Annotated in this window: 15 protein-coding genes; 8 read left to right on the top strand and 7 right to left on the bottom strand. The window is 39.8% G+C overall.

Annotated elements, in window-relative coordinates; translation table 11 throughout:
* Positions 1-206: 206 nt before the first annotated feature.
* Positions 207-686 (bottom strand): SsrA-binding protein SmpB, encoded by a 480-nt coding sequence (gene smpB / locus S4054249_RS08640; RefSeq protein ID WP_023401520.1) that lies wholly within the window; start codon positions 684-686, stop codon positions 207-209.
* 141 nt (positions 687-827) lie between these two features.
* Here smpB and S4054249_RS08645 point away from each other — a divergent pair, with 141 nt between their 5' ends.
* Both S4054249_RS08645 and S4054249_RS08650 read left to right on the top strand, forming a co-directional pair.
* A complete protein-coding gene (locus S4054249_RS08645) occupies positions 828-1262 on the top strand; it encodes a type II toxin-antitoxin system RatA family toxin (protein WP_046354008.1) in 435 nt (144 codons plus the stop codon).
* Complete coding sequence (locus S4054249_RS08650; RefSeq protein WP_046354007.1) at positions 1263-1577, top strand: RnfH family protein; 315 nt, start codon at positions 1263-1265, stop codon at positions 1575-1577.
* Positions 1578-1649: 72 nt separating this feature from the next.
* Here S4054249_RS08650 and S4054249_RS08655 read toward each other — a convergent pair whose 3' ends face one another.
* The 5 genes from S4054249_RS08655 to S4054249_RS08675 all read right to left on the bottom strand — a co-directional run bounded on the left by S4054249_RS08655 (position 1650) and on the right by S4054249_RS08675 (position 5225).
* Positions 1650-2087 carry a DUF2069 domain-containing protein gene (locus S4054249_RS08655; protein WP_046354006.1) on the bottom strand — a complete coding sequence of 146 codons (438 nt, stop codon included), beginning with the start codon at positions 2085-2087 and terminating at the stop codon, positions 1650-1652.
* Complete coding sequence (gene wrbA, locus S4054249_RS08660) at positions 2084-2635, bottom strand: NAD(P)H:quinone oxidoreductase (protein ID WP_046354005.1); 552 nt, start codon at positions 2633-2635, stop codon at positions 2084-2086. Before wrbA ends, S4054249_RS08655 begins: the two co-directional genes overlap by 4 nt.
* A 4-nt stretch (positions 2636-2639) precedes the next feature.
* Entirely contained in the window at positions 2640-2987 is a 348-nt protein-coding gene (arsC, locus tag S4054249_RS08665; RefSeq protein ID WP_046354004.1) for an arsenate reductase (glutaredoxin), read from the bottom strand.
* 122 nt (positions 2988-3109) lie between these two features.
* On the bottom strand, positions 3110-4558 hold the full coding sequence (locus tag S4054249_RS08670) for a beta-barrel assembly-enhancing protease (protein WP_046354003.1): 1449 nt from the start codon (positions 4556-4558) through the stop codon (positions 3110-3112).
* Between the two features lies 1 nt (position 4559).
* Positions 4560-5225, bottom strand: coding sequence for a hypothetical protein (locus S4054249_RS08675; protein WP_046354002.1), 666 nt, complete (start codon positions 5223-5225; stop codon positions 4560-4562).
* A 490-nt stretch (positions 5226-5715) separates the two neighbouring features.
* Here S4054249_RS08675 and S4054249_RS08685 point away from each other — a divergent pair, with 490 nt between their 5' ends.
* Positions 5716-6783: an AI-2E family transporter gene (locus S4054249_RS08685; RefSeq protein WP_046354000.1), complete on the top strand. Its 1068-nt coding sequence runs from the start codon at positions 5716-5718 to the stop codon at positions 6781-6783.
* Positions 6784-6909: 126 nt separating this feature from the next.
* Positions 6910-8943 carry an aminotransferase class V-fold PLP-dependent enzyme gene (locus S4054249_RS08690; protein WP_046353999.1) on the top strand — a complete coding sequence of 678 codons (2034 nt, stop codon included), beginning with the start codon at positions 6910-6912 and terminating at the stop codon, positions 8941-8943.
* 18 nt (positions 8944-8961) lie between these two features.
* On the opposite strand, the gene S4054249_RS08695 is transcribed toward S4054249_RS08690, so the two are convergent.
* A complete protein-coding gene (locus tag S4054249_RS08695) occupies positions 8962-10023 on the bottom strand; it encodes a LacI family DNA-binding transcriptional regulator (RefSeq protein WP_046353998.1) in 1062 nt (353 codons plus the stop codon).
* A gap of 371 nt (positions 10024-10394) precedes the next feature.
* On the opposite strand from S4054249_RS08695, the gene pgi reads away from it, so the two are divergent.
* From pgi to S4054249_RS08715, 4 genes are all read left to right on the top strand, one after another.
* Entirely contained in the window at positions 10395-12041 is a 1647-nt protein-coding gene (pgi, locus tag S4054249_RS08700; RefSeq protein ID WP_046353997.1) for a glucose-6-phosphate isomerase, read from the top strand.
* A gap of 311 nt (positions 12042-12352) precedes the next feature.
* On the top strand, positions 12353-13825 hold the full coding sequence (gene zwf, locus S4054249_RS08705) for a glucose-6-phosphate dehydrogenase (RefSeq protein WP_046353996.1): 1473 nt from the start codon (positions 12353-12355) through the stop codon (positions 13823-13825).
* Positions 13825-14535, top strand: coding sequence for a 6-phosphogluconolactonase (pgl, locus tag S4054249_RS08710; RefSeq protein ID WP_046353995.1), 711 nt, complete (start codon positions 13825-13827; stop codon positions 14533-14535). Before zwf ends, pgl begins: the two co-directional genes overlap by 1 nt.
* A gap of 893 nt (positions 14536-15428) precedes the next feature.
* A complete protein-coding gene (locus S4054249_RS08715; protein ID WP_046353994.1) occupies positions 15429-18101 on the top strand; it encodes a TonB-dependent receptor in 2673 nt (890 codons plus the stop codon).
* Positions 18102-18146 lie beyond the last annotated feature (45 nt).

The raw sequence follows: 18146 nt of genomic DNA on the forward strand, positions 1-18146 counted from the left end.
AGCAAAAAACGCTTGAAGGAACTACTAGTAAATAATACTCAACATTAAATAACCGCTTCAGAGTCGCAGCAACAGCGAGCGCTTTTTAAACTAAAGACTAAGAAAATAGTACAGAGAATGTTGCGTTTAAAGTTGAGGCTCTCTTATCCTAATTAGAAACGCTTAGTTTGATACAGCCTAAGCAATTAGGCTGTATTTTTAAGACATTAAACTTTGTGCTTCATAAGTCTTTCTTTATCGCGAGACCAATCTCTGTCTTTAATGTCAGCACGTTTGTCATGCATCTTCTTACCTTTAGCAAGGTGGAATTCTAGTTTGACCCAGCACTTCTTCCAATACATTGCTGTCGCAACTAAAGAAAAGCCATCACGCTCAGTGGCCCCGATTAATCTGTCTATTTCTCGTTTGTTGAGCAGTAGCTTGCGATAGCGAAGCGGATCACAGATAACATGAGTAGAGGCACTGTTTAAAGGCTGTATCTGACTGCCAAGTAAAAATGCTTCACCGTCTTTTAGATGGATATAAGTTTCTGAGATATTAACCTTACCAGCTCGGATGCTTTTGACTTCCCAACCTTGTAGTTCCATACCTGCTTCGAACTTATCGTGTAAAAAATACTCATGGCGCGCCTTTTTATTGAGCGCTATGGTATTGCTTGTTGATTTATTTGATTTTTTCTTTGCCATAATGGCTTAGTCTACCTACAAATCGAATTGGAAAACAGAGTTATTTAATTTTTATGCCATATTTTCGCTCACAGTGGCGCTGCAAACAAGATAAATCTTTAAAAGCTTGGTAAAATTGGGACAGTCAAGTTTGGAGATCGTATGCCACAAGTAGAAAAAAGTGCATTGGTGATGTACAGCACACAAGAAATGTTTGATTTGGTCAATGATGTAAATGCTTACCCAGATTTTTTGCCGAACTGTTCTGGTGCAAAGGTGTTGAGTAGCTCAACGCAAGAAATGACAGCTAGTTTAGAAATTTCAAAAGCAGGTTTGACCAAGTGGTTTACTACTAAAAATCAATTTGAAGGCAACCGAGTTAAAATGCAGCTCGTTGATGGTCCATTTAAATCACTACAAGGTTACTGGGAATTTGTTGAATTGGACGAACACGCTTGTAAAGTTCACTTAAAATTAGAGTTCGAATTTGCCAGTAAGCTTATTGAACTTGCTTTTGGTAAAGTGTTTAACGAAGTTGCAAAAAATATGGTTGCTGCGTTTACCAAGCGTGCAAAGTCGGTCTACGGGGTAAGATAAATGATTAAGGTTGAAGTTGTATTTGCCCTGCCAGAAAAAGCGACATGTTTAACTGTTGATGTTGCTGAGGGAACATCTGCCGAACATGTAGTTATGCAGTCAGGTATCTTAGAGCGATGCCCTGAGATTGATCCCACAAACTTGAATTTAGGGATTTGGAATCGGACAGTAAAATTGCATCAAGTTGTCAAAGAGGGTGACCGTATAGAGGTTTATCGTCCTCTAATTGCGGATCCAAAAGAAGCGAGACGACGAAGAGCTGATAAGGCAAAAGAAGAGGGGAGAGCAAATAAGATCACAGGTGGTCGAGCTTAACCATTGCTAATTATCAAATAGCCACGTCAATGCGTGGCTATTTAGCTTTTAGGTACCTATAAAGCACAAAGATTATTCAGAGTTATGCTGATGGGCTTCCTTTTCATCTGCTAAGTCTTCTTTAAGTTTACGAATCTTTAACCCCAACTCTTGGCCTCTATGTCTTGCGTAATAAGTGCAGCCTATGAACATCGATGTGGCAAAAATCAGCTCTAGGCTTACCCAAAGCCACTCATCTTTTGCTATCCACAGCAGTGTAAAGCCATGTATAAAGTAGATTAAAACAATAAAGTTGGCCCATGCAAAGGTATATGGCTTGTCTTGTACTATGCCTTTGAGTGGTAGTAATAAAGGAAGAATATAAACGACAAAGATAAACCCTGCACTGTGGCCTTCTCTTGGGGAGAGAAGAAATAGCCAAACAGGCATTAAAATTAGTAAACCAAAGTAGCCAAAAAGCGCTAAGCGATGGAATAGCCTTGTTTTCGGTTGTTTTGGGGTATCGTTCATAATAGTTTCTTTGCAACTGTAAAAAGTCGAGTTGCTACAGCTCGACAGATTTTAGTTTCAGTATCGGTCAACTGCGAGTTGTTATCCATACCGGCAACATGACTGGCACCATAAGGCGTACCACCACTTTCAGTTGATAAAAGCTCTGGCACATCATAAGGGACACCCATTAACATCATGCCATGATGTAACAATGGAAGGGATAAATTGAGCAATGTGGCTTCATTACCTCCATGCATGCTGCTTGAAGAGGAGAAAACGCATGCTGGTTTATCAATTAGTTGCCCTTTGAGCCAAATATCACTGGTTGTTTCCCAAAATGATTTTGCTTGGGCTGCCATCATACCAAAACGTGTAGGCGTACCAAATGCCAAACCATCGCACTCGATGAGGTCTTGTTTGGTTACTACGATGTCATGTGCGTGTTTTTGCACAAAGGTTCTCAACCGCACAGTGGCGCCATGCGCAGTGAGTGTTTCTGCTATTTCATTGGCCATGGACTCTACCGAGCCGTGACTCGAATGGTACAAAACTAAAATAGTTGGCATAAGCTTAAATGATATCTAAAACTGATTCTGGTGGACGCCCCAGTGCCGCTTTGTCACCGTTTACGACAATTGGACGTTCAATCAATTTGGGGTTTTCAATCATTGCATTTCTTAATGTTTGTTCATCGCTGTCTTTACTTAATCCCAGCTCTTTATAAACAGCTTCTTTGTTTCTCACTAATTGATGTGCTGATTCAAAGCCTAGCTGAGTGATTAGGGAATCAAGTGTCGCTGAATCGATAGGGTTTTTTAAATACTCTACGATTTCAGGTTGGATAGCGTTTTCTTCCAATAAAGCAAGTGTTTGTCTTGATTTCGAACAACGAGGATTATGATAAATAGTGACTGGCATATTGAACCTTACTAAACGGTAACTTATATTTTTGTTGATTGTAACTTATCAAAGTAAGCGTGCCTATCTTTTGCATTAACTTAATAAATAGGTATAAATTGCTAGATAGGCCGTTGACGATATTACAATTTGGCAAGCTCTTTCTGCATATTACGATACTTAGCCAGTAGGGCTTTTAAACGTAGTTTTTTGATCTCATCTTCTTTTTCTATGAAGTTGAGTGCCTTTTGAACCTCGTCAGCTGCTTTCATAAAAGCGCCATAATGAGACAACAAACTTGCCCTTGATTCATGATAAGCCGCTTTATTCTCACTCAGTTCATATGTTTCAGTGAGTAATTGTTTGGCAAGCACATGATTCGGTTTATCTAATAAGAAAACTTTTAGAAGCTGCTCTGCTTTGTCGTATTCTTTCGCTTTAATGGCGCTGTTAGCTAGGTTTAGCGTTATGACTTGATTGTTAGGACGTAGCTGATGCTTTTGCTCTAAAAGCGAGATAGCTTTATTGAATTGCTTTTGCCCTAATTTGATATCTGTATATACGTCCAAATAGAAAAGATTGTTAGGACTTTGCTTAAGTAACTTACTGATAATTTTATCGGCTTGGTCATACTTTTTTTGGTCAAGTAAAGAGATGGCAAGGCCGTACTCATATTGGCTTTTATCAAGGTCCGAGCTGGTGCGCAATATATTCTCGAAGTAAGCCTGAGCATCTTCTTTATCTAATTGATAACGAGCCATTACGCGGCTTTTAGCGTAATTAAAGTCAGCGCTACTCGGCACATATTTTTTGGGATATTGCTGTGCTCTGAGTCTGACATCTGACACTCGAGAATCAGGTAGTGGGTGAGTCAGTAGAAACGCAGGTGGTTTATTTTTAAAGCGTACTTGAGCAGCTAGCTTGGTCAAAAACTCACTGGCAGCATATGGATCATATCCCGCTTTTTGAAGAGTTTGCATGCCAAATCTATCAGCTTCTTGTTCTGCTTTTCTACTGTGTGTAAGTTGACTAAGGCTCGCTTGAGTGCTGTTTGCCGCTAAAATTGCCATGCCAGCATCTGGGGCGACAACAGTCGCTAGAATCCCGGTGATTAAACCTGCGATAGTAAGCGCACTGTTATCTTTAGCTTGCTGAATTCTGCGCGCCAAATGCCGTTGTGTGACATGTGCAATTTCGTGACCAAGCACTGATGCGAGTTGGCTTTCATTATCTGATTGCGCAATTAAGCCTGTATGTACGCCAACATGACCACCATAAAATGCGAATGCGTTGATGGCTTTGTTGTTTAGCCAGAAAAACTTGAAAGGAAATCGTACATCATTTGCACTGGCTACCAGTTTATTACCAAGCGATGAAAGGTATTCATTGAGTACCGGATCTTGAACAAGGGGTGAGCTTGAACGGATCTGCATCATCATAACTTCACCTATGGCTTGCTCTTTTTCAATAGGCAAAACTTGAACTGCCGAGGTACCAAGGTCAGGAAGTTTAAAGTCCGAGGCGGTACTTGGAGCGGTGTAACCAATTGTTAGTGCACATAAAGTCGCAATAAGTGCTTGTTTTAGTCGCATTCTAATCCTTCTTATAATCGTCACCGAGCATAATTTTAGCTAGATTTATCTCATCTTCACAAGCTCGGGCGTCTTTCTCACATAATAAATAAAAATCCTTTATTGAGACCCCATCGACATTGATAACGTTCAATTCTCTTTTCAAAAGCGAAATGGTTTGATGAACAACTTTATGAGCGTGTAGTATTAATGCCTTGTCTGCGATATCCCCACGTTCAAAATAAAACCTAATAAACTTATGCATTTGGCTGAATCTAATCAGGGTCTTCATAGTATGGGGATCCCATACGTTAAATTCTAAGTATTTATTATCTTTAAGGTAAGAGTCTACCTTTACATTGCGTGCGATTGGAAATGCCCAAAGTTCATACCCTCTTTCAGTGAAAGCTTGATGGAGAGAGATTTTTGGTGCACTGTCGCAGTGGACGATACCATTGTCATCTTCATATCCGTCTAAAAGCTGTAAGTTCCAATTGCGCTTGTCTAACAGTCTTTTTATTGCATTATCAAAACCATGCTGAAAAATACCTTCGCTCTCACTAACTGACGAAGCGACTAGGTGATAAAACGGCGGGAGCTCCCCCCAATTGATTTGTTTTTTGTACCAATTGATTTCTTTTAGTGTGGGGTTCGCCGGCAAACGTGCCTTGTTATTTGCTTTTGGCATGTGGTTTCCCGTAAAACTTGTTGTTGTTATAAGAATAAACCATTGGCATTGTTCAAGCTACTGAAAGACGCCGCTTTACTCGCAAAATACATGATTTTTCGCTTGCTTTTTGATAGACGAGTAATTTATAAACTGGGTTGAAAATACGATGGGCGAAAATGGAGTATATAATTGGTTTCTAATGTTTTTAAATTGTATCGCATGTGTTTTGTCATAACCTTGGTCTAACCTGAGGTTAACAGGGGGCTAAAGAATTTGTGTAAAACGCGAAATGAAGAACCAAGGGTTATTGATTTGCGAAGCTATCAATGTCCACAGTTGTTTGTGCAGTTTAAATGGCAGCTAAAAAGTTTAAGTGTTGGAAAGTTAAGGTTTATTTACTCTGACAAGCAAGATATGTCAGATATTCAACGCTATTTATGTGCCCATTCGTATCATCACGTCTTTTTAAATAAAGGCAGTTTTAACTATATTGAGGTTCACGTCACGGATGTTTGAATTAATTAAGTCCTGGTACCAAGAGAAATTTTCTGATCCTGACTCGGTCACATTGCTGCTGATGCTCGTATTTATGGCGACTATGCTGTATTTCTTTGGCGCATTTGTCATTCCTGTTTTAGTTGCTTTAGTTATTGCCTACTTATTAGACTGGCCTGCAACGCGTTTACAAAAAGTAATACCCAGTCGTTTAATGGCGACCAGCGTTGTGATGTTAGGATTCATAGGAATTGTATTGGCGCTACTACTCGTAATTGTCCCTGTACTATGGTCGCAGGCAAGTAATTTGGTACAAGAAGCACCGAGTATGATAGAGAAAGGCCGCGATTATTTACTTCATTTGCCGGAAGATTACCCCAATTTAATTTCAGTACAGCAAGTCCAGAACATTGTTACGGGTGTCGAGAGCAAAGTATTGGCATTAGGAGAGGTGATTGTTTCGGTTTCTTTGACCTCAATTAAAGATTTGGTCGCTTGGCTAATCTACTTGATACTCGTCCCATTACTGGTATTTTTTATGCTCAAAGATAAGTTAAATTTAACAACGGGCATTAAGCAGCTAATCCCTAAAGATAGGAAACTAATCACGCAAGTTTGGGAAGAAATGGACCATCAGATAATGAACTATATTCGAGGTAAAGTCATTGAAATAGTCATCGTTGGCGGTACAAGCTTTATTGCCTTTGCTGTTTTAGATTTACGTTATGCTGCATTGCTTGGTACCTTAGTTGGCTTGTCTGTGTTAATTCCATTTATAGGTGCAGCACTTGTGACCATCCCTGTTGCGGCAGTGGCCCTGTTTCAGTTTGGGTTAGCCCCAGAGTTTTGGACCATACTTATCGTATACGGCATAATACAAGCGTTAGATGGTAACTTGCTCGTACCATTGTTATTTTCAGAAGCCGTCGACCTTAACCCTGTATATATTATTGTTGCTGTTTTATTTTTTGGTGGTTTGTGGGGGTTTTGGGGCGTGTTTTTTGCGATTCCTTTGGCGTCGTTAGTGAAAGCGTTAGGGAATGCTTGGTCTACCAGCCAGCGCCATACAACTTCAAATTAGTACACAGCTTAATTAGATAAAAAGGAGCAAATATGCTCTTTTTTTGTACTCAAGGAATTAATTATCTTTAATTGGAAGAGTGTTTACGTGTAAAATGGAATAACATAGTTCATATAGTTATAAGTTGTGCACGTGAACCACAAAGGCCAAGAGCAAATCTATCTTGACGCAAACGCGACTACTCCAGTGATCAGCCCTATTTTAGAACAAGTCACACATACCATGACTGCTAATTTTGGCAACCCATCTAGTACACATTTGGCAGGGATTGCAGCCAGCGACTTGCTAGAAAAAACACGGCTACTTGGGAAAACTGTTTTAGGCACTACCGATGGCGAATTGTTATTTACCTCTGGTGCCACTGAGGGGATCCAAACTGCGGTTGTCTCTGCGATAAGCCATTATTTGAAACACACACCTCATAAATTAGAAGAGCCAGCAATACTGTATGGAGCAACGGAACACAAAGCTGTCCCAAATACGATTAAATATTGGAATAGTATGCTTGGCCTTGATGCAAAGATTTTAGAGATCCCCGTAGACCATCGAGGCATGTTAGATCATGAGTTTATTGCGAAGAACGTATCCAATGCGGTGATGATATGTACAATGGCGGTGAATAACGAAACCGGTGTAAAGCAAAATTTATATGAACTAGAAAAGGTGATACGCGTCCATAATCAGAGTGTTGCATGGCTTGTTGATTGCGTACAAGCATTAGGAAAAATGGAACTTAACATGGATGCCATTTCCATTGATTATGCGCCATTTTCGGGACATAAATTATACGCCCCCAAAGGTATTGGTTTTTTATATATTCGGGCTGGAAAGCCATACATTCCGTTTATAGCGGGTGGTGGTCAAGAGTCTGGTATGCGTTCTGGTACAGAGAACTTACCTGGTATCGCAGGCCTTTGTACGTTGTTTTCATTACTAAAGTCTCAAAGCCATATATTCAATTCAATTAAAAAGCTACAGCAGCATCGTAAAATGCTGATTGATGCATTGCTTTATACGTTTCCTAAAATAACCTTTCATAGTCGTTTTGAGGATTCTGTACCAACTACACTTAATTTTTCTGTGGATGATTTCACTGGCAAAGAAGTCATAGATTTAATGGATGCTGCTGGAATTAGAGTCAGTGGCGGTTCTGCATGTAGCTCTGGAGCAAATAGCAGCTTTGTGCTAGAGGCTATGGGGCTAAGTGATTGGTGCTGTTCAAACGCAATTCGTTTGTCTTTTGGACCTGCAGACAGTTCGGTATTGATTGAAAAAGCATGTCATGCAATCCGCACAATTAAACCTTTCGTACAAAGTGAGCAACCTTCGAATTTATTAGGCTTAACACAACTATATCATCAAGATGCGCACTCTTGTTTATTTGTTTCTAAAGATCGAAAAGCTGTAGTCTTTAGCCCGCTCCAGTCTTTGTTACCAAAGTTACAGCGATTGTTAAAAAATAACAGGTTGAATGAGGTAACTTTTTTGATAGATGATTTGGCTGATCGAAGCAATGATCTGATAAGAAATATTAAGCACACTTTTGGGCAATCAGTAGATATTGTGACCGAGGAGCAGTTTGTACAAGACGCTTGTCACCAGAGTGGCGAGGGTTGGGGTTTGACATTGCAAACGACAGGCGGTAAAAAGTCTTTTATTTTCAGTGTTGCCAATGACAACACTCGAAAAAGAGTATTCGTAACTCAAACCATGGCTGATACAGATACTAGTACGTACCGCCTTTTCTATGCCTCAGGCGTTGCAGATGAAGGCACTCCACTATGTTCAAAAATGACCTCATTAAGTGGGCTTAACTTTGAAGCCACCTCAGTTGAATATGATGAACCCGCTGATCAACAGGCCGCAAATAGTTGGATAGATAACCATAATGCATTTGTACTTGATGTAAGGGAAGAGGGAGAACACTTTTTATCTCAAGGTCAAATACCAGAAAAACTGCATAAAGGGCTAGAGAAAAGGGTGATTAACATTCCATTAGGGCGCTTGGCGAATGCTTATATCGATGGCAGGTTATCAGATGATTTATCCTATCTGGTTGTATGTAGAAGTGGGAATCGTTCGAAGTTAGCTGTAGAAATATTACTTTCTTTGGGAATAAAAAGAGTCGCTAACTTAAGCAAAGGGCTGGCACGACTCTAAGCACCAGCCCCAATTTAATTAAACTGGAGCTGGTCCAGTGCTTTCCCTAACCACCACTGTTGGGGTAAAAGTAGTAATGATATCTTTATCTTGCTTTCGGCTACCACGTGTTTTGGAGAAAAGGAGCCTTGCTGCGTGCTCTGAAATCACACTGTTAGCTTGATGTGCAGTGGTCAGCTTGGGCCATGTTTGCCTTGAGAAGGGAGAGTCCTCGAACCCAGAAATAGATAATTGTTCAGGAATTGCGATATTCATAAGCCTAGAGGCAAATAATGCACCGGCTGCGATTTCATCGTTTCCGCCTAAAATAGCAGTTATTTTGGCTGCATTATTATCTTTCAATAGGGCTTTGGCACCTTCAACTCCAGACTCAAAAGAATAGGTTCCTTCATAAATAAGCCCCTCTTCTATACTGAGGCCGTGATCTTCCAGTGCTTGCTGGTAACCTGCAAGTCGTTCAGTTGTTGATTTGTGCTCAGAATCTCCACAAGCAAAAGCAATTGTTTTGTGGCCCAAATTAATAAGGTGTACGGTGATTTCATATGCCGCTGCATAGTCATCTACGTAAATGCAATTGTTATTTTTAGTTTCTGATGCAGTATCGGGGTCGCTTGAGTTAGATTCACTCTGCCCAGATAGTAACCTAACATAGGCGACGCCTAACTCATCGAGCATATTTATAATGTCCTGTTGCTCAGAAAGGGGAGGTGTTAGTACGAGCCCTGCTAATCGAGAACGCTGTATCATGGTGGCAATCTCTTTGTGCATATCAGGATCTTGTGCACAACATGGATGAATAACGAGTTCATACCCCTCATCTTTACATCTAGATAAAACACCATTTTGCATATCAATGACGTAATAGGCATTAGGGTTGTCATAAACCAAACCTATTGCAAAAGAAGAAGTACCCGCTAAGTTCCGGGCAGCAGTGTTTGGCTGATAATCAAGTTCTTTTACTGCTTGCATAACCAAATCATAAGTTTTTTTTCTTACTGAGGGTTCTTTATTGATAACCCTTGATACAGTTTTCATTGATACGCCAGCATGTTTTGCAACGTCGTTGATGGTTACTTTCATTTTTTTTCTTCTATAGGGTATAGGCTAAATTTTTGGCCAAAATTTGAGTCTTAAGATCTCGCAGGCTTTTAATTTTCTCACTTTTAGTGCCAATCAGCACAGGTGAGCATGCGTCATAGGGCAATATAGTATATTTCAGCTTTTCATGAAATGGTCAAATTTAAACATGTGCGTATTTTAACAATAACTGAATAACTTTAATTTATTTAATGATACCGGTGTCAAAAAATAAAAAATCAGTTATTATATGCAAAGTAAAATGAGGAACATGCAGTTTGACAGCGTTGTCATTTTAACTTATGGTTAACGCTCGAATATGTTTATGTGTGTATTTTATGGTTTTGCACACAATCATCGCTAGGGGAAAAATTATGAATTGCCGTACAACGTTACAAAGTTGGCAAGCATTATCAGCATCATCAGAACAACTAAAAGAACAGCATTTAAAGACTCTTTTTGAGGCTGATAGCGGGCGCTTCGATAAATTTTCTCGCCAAATACCTGGCGTTTTATTTGATTTTTCAAAGCAGTTAATTGATGACAACACTTTTGGACAGTTAATCAAGCTGGCTAAAGAAACTGATATTGCTGCTTGGCGTGAAAAAATGTTTTCTGGTGAGAAAATAAACATCACAGAAGACAGAGCTGTACTGCATGTTGCATTAAGAAATCGTGAAGCATCCCCAATCTTTGTCGATGGAGTGAATGTTACTGCAGAGGTAGAGGCCGAACTTGAAAAAATTAAAGCCTTTTCTGAACGAGTTCGTAACGGTGAATGGACCGGTTATACTGGTCAACCTGTAAAAGATATCGTCGCTATTGGTGTCGGGGGTTCAAATTTAGGCCCTCAGATGGTTACTGAAGCGCTGAGTGCTTACAGTGACGGTAAGTTAAATGTTCATTATGTTTCAAATGTTGATGGTGTGCAGCTATCAAAAGTTTTAGAAAAGGTGAATTCTGAAACGACATTATTTGTGATTTCTTCAAAGACATTTACCACATCTGAAACAATGAATAATGCACAATCAGCTGTTCGCTGGTTTTTAGAAAGTGCAAAAGACAAGAATGCTATAGCAAAGCACTTTGTTGCTGTGAGTACAAATTTAGAGAAAACTCGTGCATTTGGCATTGCTGATGAAAACGTGTTTACCATGTGGGACTGGGTTGGTGGTCGTTTCTCTCTTTGGAGTGCAATAGGTCTGCCGATTGCTTTATATCTTGGTTACGATGCATTTTTAGAAGTGCTTGAAGGTGCTTTTGAAATAGACACGCATTTTAAATCTGCTGACTTTGAAGATAACGTTCCTTTACTTATGGCGTTATTGAGTGTCTGGAATACGAGTTTTCTGGGATATACATCTCAAGCTATTTTACCTTATGATCAAGCACTTCATATGTTACCTGCATATCTTCAGCAAGGTGAAATGGAAAGCAATGGTAAACATGTAACATTTTCAGGGCAAACTGTACCTTATACAACTGTGCCAATTATTTGGGGCATGACAGGTATCAATGGCCAACATGCTTTTTATCAGTGTTTGCACCAAGGTAACGTTATTGTACCAGCTGATTTTATCGCGTCTGTGGAGCCTCAAATTGAGCTTGGTCAGCATCATGATGTATTACTGTCGAACTTCTTTGCACAAACTGAAGCATTGATGGCTGGTGTTAATGAAGAACAAGTTCGAGCAGACTTGACTGCAAAAGGTAAGTCAGAAAGTGAAATTGAACAGCTGGTTGCACATAAAATTCACCAAGGTAATCGTCCAACGACTTCAATTATCTTAGATAAGGTCGACGCTAAAGCAGTTGGTAAGCTGATTGCCTTGTATGAACATAAGATTTTCTGTCAGGGCATTATTTTAAATGTCTGCTCATTTGACCAATGGGGTGTTGAACTTGGCAAAGGGTTGGCAAGTAATATTGAAGCTGAATTGACGCAAGAAGATGTAAGTCACGAGCATGATAGCTCTACATCTGGTTTAATTGCTTACTACAAGCAAAAAAGAAATAAATAAATCGTAGCTCTCAGCTGCGATAGTAAAGAATACCTTTGAACGGGTAGCGCTGGAGTACTTAGGGCCTGTATTTTTGTGAGAGGAATTACAGAGCCCCTAAGACTCATTTTTAAGACTGTTTAAATAAAAAATATAATGCATTACTTGGTATTTCCTTCTACAACCAAAGTGATCATGTGGTCTGAGAACGAATTCAAACCTATAAGTGAAGTTGTGTTTGGCATGTTTACCTAAAACACCAAACGGTTTTGATTTTAGCGCGTGTTCTCTATTGAGTAATGACCGCGCACCTAACCTAGTGAGAAATAATTATGCTTAATCCTTTTGATATCGTAATTTTTGGTGGGGGCGGCGATTTAGCGTTGAGAAAATTGTTGCCTGCTATGTATCGTGCATATCAAGAAGGCAACTTGCCCGAAGGTAGTAGAATTCTACCGACTGTTCGAGAAGAAAGTAAAAAAAATGAATACGTTGAAAATGCAGGCAAGGCGCTTCAAGAACATTTAGGTAAAGGCGAATACAACCAAGCCGACTGGAATGCTTTTTCTCAATTTTTAGTCCCAGTTGTGGTTAATGTCACAGAAGCTGATGATAATTGGGACCTCCTCCGAGATATTCTAGAGCAAGATGACAGCAATAAGTCTCGCGTTTTTTACCTTTCTCTTCCTCCTGCTGTTTACGGCACATGTTGCGAACTTTTATCTAAGAAATCCTTAATCAGTGAAAACTCTCGTGTCGTTGTTGAAAAACCGATAGGGTATTGCGGAGATTCTGCTGAAGAAATCAACTCAAAAATTGCTAAGTTCTTTGACGAAGACCAAATATTCCGTATAGACCATTATTTAGGTAAAGAGACAGTTCAGAACTTGATGGCACTAAGGTTTTCTAATGTGTTGTTTGAAAATCTGTGGGATGCTAAAACAATTGATAATATTCAGATCAGCATTTCAGAAACAGTTGGTTTAGAGAGTCGAGCTGGTTTTTATGACAAAGCAGGCGCTTTAAGAGATATGGTTCAAAACCATCTACTTCAGTTGCTCTGTTTAGTTGCTATGGAATCTCCACATAAACTGAATGCCAACCGAATACGAAATGAAAAGCTAAAAGTTTTAGAAGCTTTGAGGCCGTTAACTGATGACCTTGTTGATGATAATGTTGTTAGAGGGCAGTATGTACCTGGCGATTTGAACGGCACTTTGGTTCCAGGTTATTTGGAGGAACTGGGAGAAGGCTCAAGTACCACTGAAACTTTCGTCGCGATCCGAGCTCATATTGATAACTGGCGCTGGTCTGGTGTGCCTTTCTATTTAAGAACCGGTAAACGCATGAAGCAACGCTGTGCGGAAATCGTTGTTGAATATAAGCCTGTATCTCACAATGTTTATGATGATACAGTTGGTCCCATTTTGCCTAACCGCTTGATTATTAGACTTCAGCCAGAAGAAAGTATCCAACTTACGTTGATGTCGAAAAGGCTAGATAATTTAGAGATGCAACTAGAGCCTGTCACACTGAATATTGAATTGAGTGAAAAGTACCCTAATGGGTTCCACTCAGATGCGTATAAGCGTCTGATGTTAGATGCGGCTGCAAATAACCCATCACTATTCATTCACCGTGATGAAGTAAGACAAGCTTGGAAATGGATTGACCCTATTATTGCTAGATGGCAAGAGAAGGGCACGCCTGCATTATATAGAGCAGGATCATGGGGCCCTGAATCGGCTGATGAGTTATTGGAAGAAAAAGGCCATGCTTGGTTTAATGTTGGAGAGAATAACTAATGGCAATATTGACGGAAAAGTTTTTCGACTCGAAAGACGAAATGACTGAGCACTTGGCTTCGATTTTAGAAAATACATTAAGCCATGCCATAGAAACTGACGCCGCTGCAAGCATTTTGGTTTCTGGCGGTTCATCTCCTGCACCAGCTTATAAGCGCCTATCTGGTTTGGATTTAGATTGGAGCAAAATTACGGTAGCGATGGTTGATGAGCGCTGGGTTGAGCCAAGCCATGAAAAGTCAAATGAAGCATTCATTAACTCGACATTACTGCAAGATAAAGCGTCAAAAGCTTCATTTGTGACTATGAAAAATAGCCAAGTCACAGCAGCTAATGGTCAAGAAGAAGTTGAAGCGCGTTACCAAGGATTAAAACAGCCATTTGATGTGACGATCTTAGGAATGGGTCCTGACGGACATACCGCCTCTTTATTCCCACATGCACAGGGTTTAGAGTCCGCACTTGAAACCGAACAATTAGTATGTGCCATTAACGCTATTGAGAGCGAAGTGACGGGCAGTATTACTGAGCGTATCAGTTTAACTCTGGCTGGGATAGCAAATACGCAACATGCAATTTTACTTATTAGTGGAGATGCAAAGCGTGCAGTTTATGAAGAAGCAAAACAAGATGGCTCTGAATTGGATATACCTTTAAGAGCTGTATTAAGACTGCCGAATTTAAAACTTAGTGTATTTTGGTGCCCTTAAACCTTTTTATTTGCAAAAGCGCGCGTAGAGCGCGCTTTTTCTTTTACTCACTTTAAAATCCTTTTTATAGTTGTATTATTTCTCCTAATTATTCCACTCTTTGAATTGAGCAAATCTATTTTTCACTATCACAGTATATGTTTTTTGAAAGAGCTGCTTTTCAAGTACTCGCTCTGTAAATTAAAATGCGTTAATCAAGTGTACAGCTATTCTGGATCACTATTACACAGTGAAAACACACAATAATGTTTAGTGGCAGTTAAATTTTTTGGACATAGAGTCTAAAGGTTTGCACTTAATACATACTTTATTCGTATTTGTTATATTGAATAAAAAAAAGTTTTACGTACTTCTGCCGAAGTTTATTGTGATTTATGTAATCAACATGCGAGTTTATTAAATTAATTTCTTAATTTTCAATCTGATCCATTAACCTTTGTTTTTTGTCCCGCAAGGGTAGGGTATTTTTGCTTTTACTGGACACGAAGCGCAAAATCATCTAAAATGACAGCGTTGTCATTGAGAGTTGTTATCACCTTGAACAGCTTCTGCCCAGGCTATTATTTTGATTAACTCTTCAATTATTGCATTAAATTTATGCAGTCACTTAATTAGATACAAAAAAGTTGTATCATTCACCTTATTAACTACAGATTTATGCATCTAATATGCTATATTAGATCGCGTTTGTAACAAAGTATAACCAAATATAAGATAACGCTATATAAATCAAAAGCTTAAAAATCTAATTGAATTTTTTTAAAGCTTTTGTTTAAAAAACATGTAGCGATTATGTAATTTTGGGTGTATGGTTTGTTATTAGATGACAGCGTTGTCATCATCACTGGGCAGAAGTGATTTAAAAACCAACAAAATGATTCAAGGGGAATCCTGTGTTAGCTAATAATTTTAAGAAAAGTTTACTAGCTGCAAACATTGGTCTTGCGTTTACCGCAGGTGTATCTGGTGTAGCAGTTGCTGATAGCGGTACTCAAGCTAAAGAAGACGTAGAAGTAATTGAAGTTCGTGGTATTCGTCGCTCATTAGAAGCGTCTCTTAATACCAAACGTTTCGCTGACGGCGTTGTAGATGCAATCACTGCAGAAGATATCGGTAAATTTCCAGACAAAAACATTGCAGAGTCTTTAAAGCGTGTACCTGGTATCACAATCCAAGGTCAATTCGGTGAAGGTGATGCTGTTTCTATCCGTGGTGCTGGTGCTGACTTCACTAAGACAACACTAAATGGTCAAAACGTAGCTTCAACTGGTTGGTTCGTATTAGAGCCGGCTAAGCGTTCATTCAACTATACGTTATTGCCATCAGAATTAGTAGGCGGCCTAGAAGTTTACAAGTCGTCACAAGCTGACATCATTGAAGGCGGTGTTGGTGGTACTGTTATTGTTAATACACGTACTCCACTTGAGCTAGATGCAAACACAATTTATGGTTCACTTGAGTTCTCTCACTCTGATGATTCAGGTGAAACGGATCCACAGTTCTCAGGTATGTACAGCTGGAAAAATGACAGCGAAAACCTAGGTTTCTTATTCTCAGCAGTTCAGCAAACTCGTCAGCTTCAACGTCAAGGTAATGAGGCTTTCTGGGCTTGGGGTAGTGGTCCAGTAGGTTTCGAACAAGAGCGTGAGCGCAGTGCTTTCACTACTGCAATCGAATATGCACCAACTGATTCTCTAAGTTTTGTTGTTAACTATATTGATATGAAGATGGATGCTAACAACACAAACTATGCAATGTGGTTGACGCGTGGTGCTGATGACGCAACGACAGCATATATCCATGGTAATGGTTCAGAAGCGAACCCTGGTGTACCAGTAGCTGGTGCTATGAACGTTGCATTTGCACAAATGCGTCCTCGTGAAGCGACGATGAACTCAGATTACCTTGATTTCAAAGTAGAGTACGCTGGCGATAACTACAAACTAGAACTTGTTTTCGGTGAAACGACGTCTTCAGGTGGTACAGACTTCGAAATGGTTATGAACCCGAATTCAAATGCTGATATTTCTGCGGGTACATATGACTTCACTTCAGGTCACCATAAGTGGAACTTACCTGAGGGCTTTGACCTAGCTACTTACACTCCAGGTGTAACTGATGCAACACCTCATGGTGCATTTGCAATGGGTACTGGCAGCAACTTCAATGCAACACCAAAGACGGATGAAGAGCAATTTATTCAAGCAGACTTTGAATATATGCTTGACCATGATTTCATCAACTCAGTTAAAGTTGGTTTCAGATACGCTGAGCACGAAGCAACAAGCCGCCGCTTTGAATTCACCCAAAATCTATGTTCAGAAGACGTAACTACAGGTTGTTTTGACCCAGTATACGTGCTTGACGGCACAGACCACGGTTCATTCGATGTGGGTGCTGATAACCTTCAGATCCGTCGTTACGATATCGATGCAATGAAAAATTGGGCTAAATCGAGTATTCAAGGCAGAACAGAAGACTTTGGTGCGTACAGCCACATTGAAGAAGAAAATACATCAGTTTATGTGATGGCTAAGTACAGCGGTGAAAACTACCGTGGTAACTTCGGTATTCGTTACGCTCAAACAGATGCATCTTCTATTTATTACAAAGAAGGCTTAGCAAGTCAACGTACTGTTGAAGCGGCTGATTACAGCGAAGTTTTACCAAGCTTCAACTTTGCATATGACCTTGCTGATGACAAGATTTTACGTGTTGCTGCTTCTAAAGTAATGACGCGTCCACAGTACAATGACATGTACTTCAACCCTTCACTATCGGGTGTAAATAACGAGCAAAACGATGACCAAAGAGTTGCATTAGGTAACCCAGGTCTAGTTCCATTCACTGCAAACCAAGCTGAAGTTGGTATTGAATGGTACTTCAATTCAAGCTCACTATTAGCGTTAACTGCTTTCGTTAAAGATGTAGATAACTTTATTGTTATTAACCGTCGTGACGCAACTGCTGATGACATTACTAGACTTGGCTTGCCAACATTACCAGACAGAGAAGCTGTTAACGGTTGGACAATTGAAGAAAACTTCAATGGCCCAGGTGGTAAAGTACAAGGTATCGAATTCCAGTACCAGCAAGACTTTGGTAATGGCTTCGGTTCAATGGTGAACTACACGTACACTAAAGGTGAAGCTGACACTACTGAGTTTACTAATGGTAACGGTGAAGTGACTCGCGTATTCACTGATGGTAACATCGAATTAAGCGACAGCTCAAAATATGCATATAACGTAACTGGTTATTATGAGAATGACTTGTTCTATGCTCGTCTATCATACAACTACCGTAGCAGTTATATGATCCGTGAAACAGGTGGTTACGGTAACCGCTTGCATGAAGGCTTTGGCTCAGTTGATTTGAGCACAGTTTACCACGTTAACGATAACATCGATATTAAGTTTGATGTTGTGAACTTAACTGGTGAATCAGCAGAGCAATACGGAAATAACGCATTTATTGAAGCGAATAATGGTTTCAGCGACGGTTTCCCTCTTTATGAATACGAGCAGGCTACACGTTATAGCCTAGGCGTTTCAGTACGTTACTAATAACTCGTAATCTGTAAAATAAGGAGCTTCGGCTCCTTTTTTGGT

The organism is Pseudoalteromonas luteoviolacea (genome assembly GCF_001750165.1).
GTDB classification, from domain to species: domain Bacteria; phylum Pseudomonadota; class Gammaproteobacteria; order Enterobacterales; family Alteromonadaceae; genus Pseudoalteromonas; species Pseudoalteromonas luteoviolacea_G.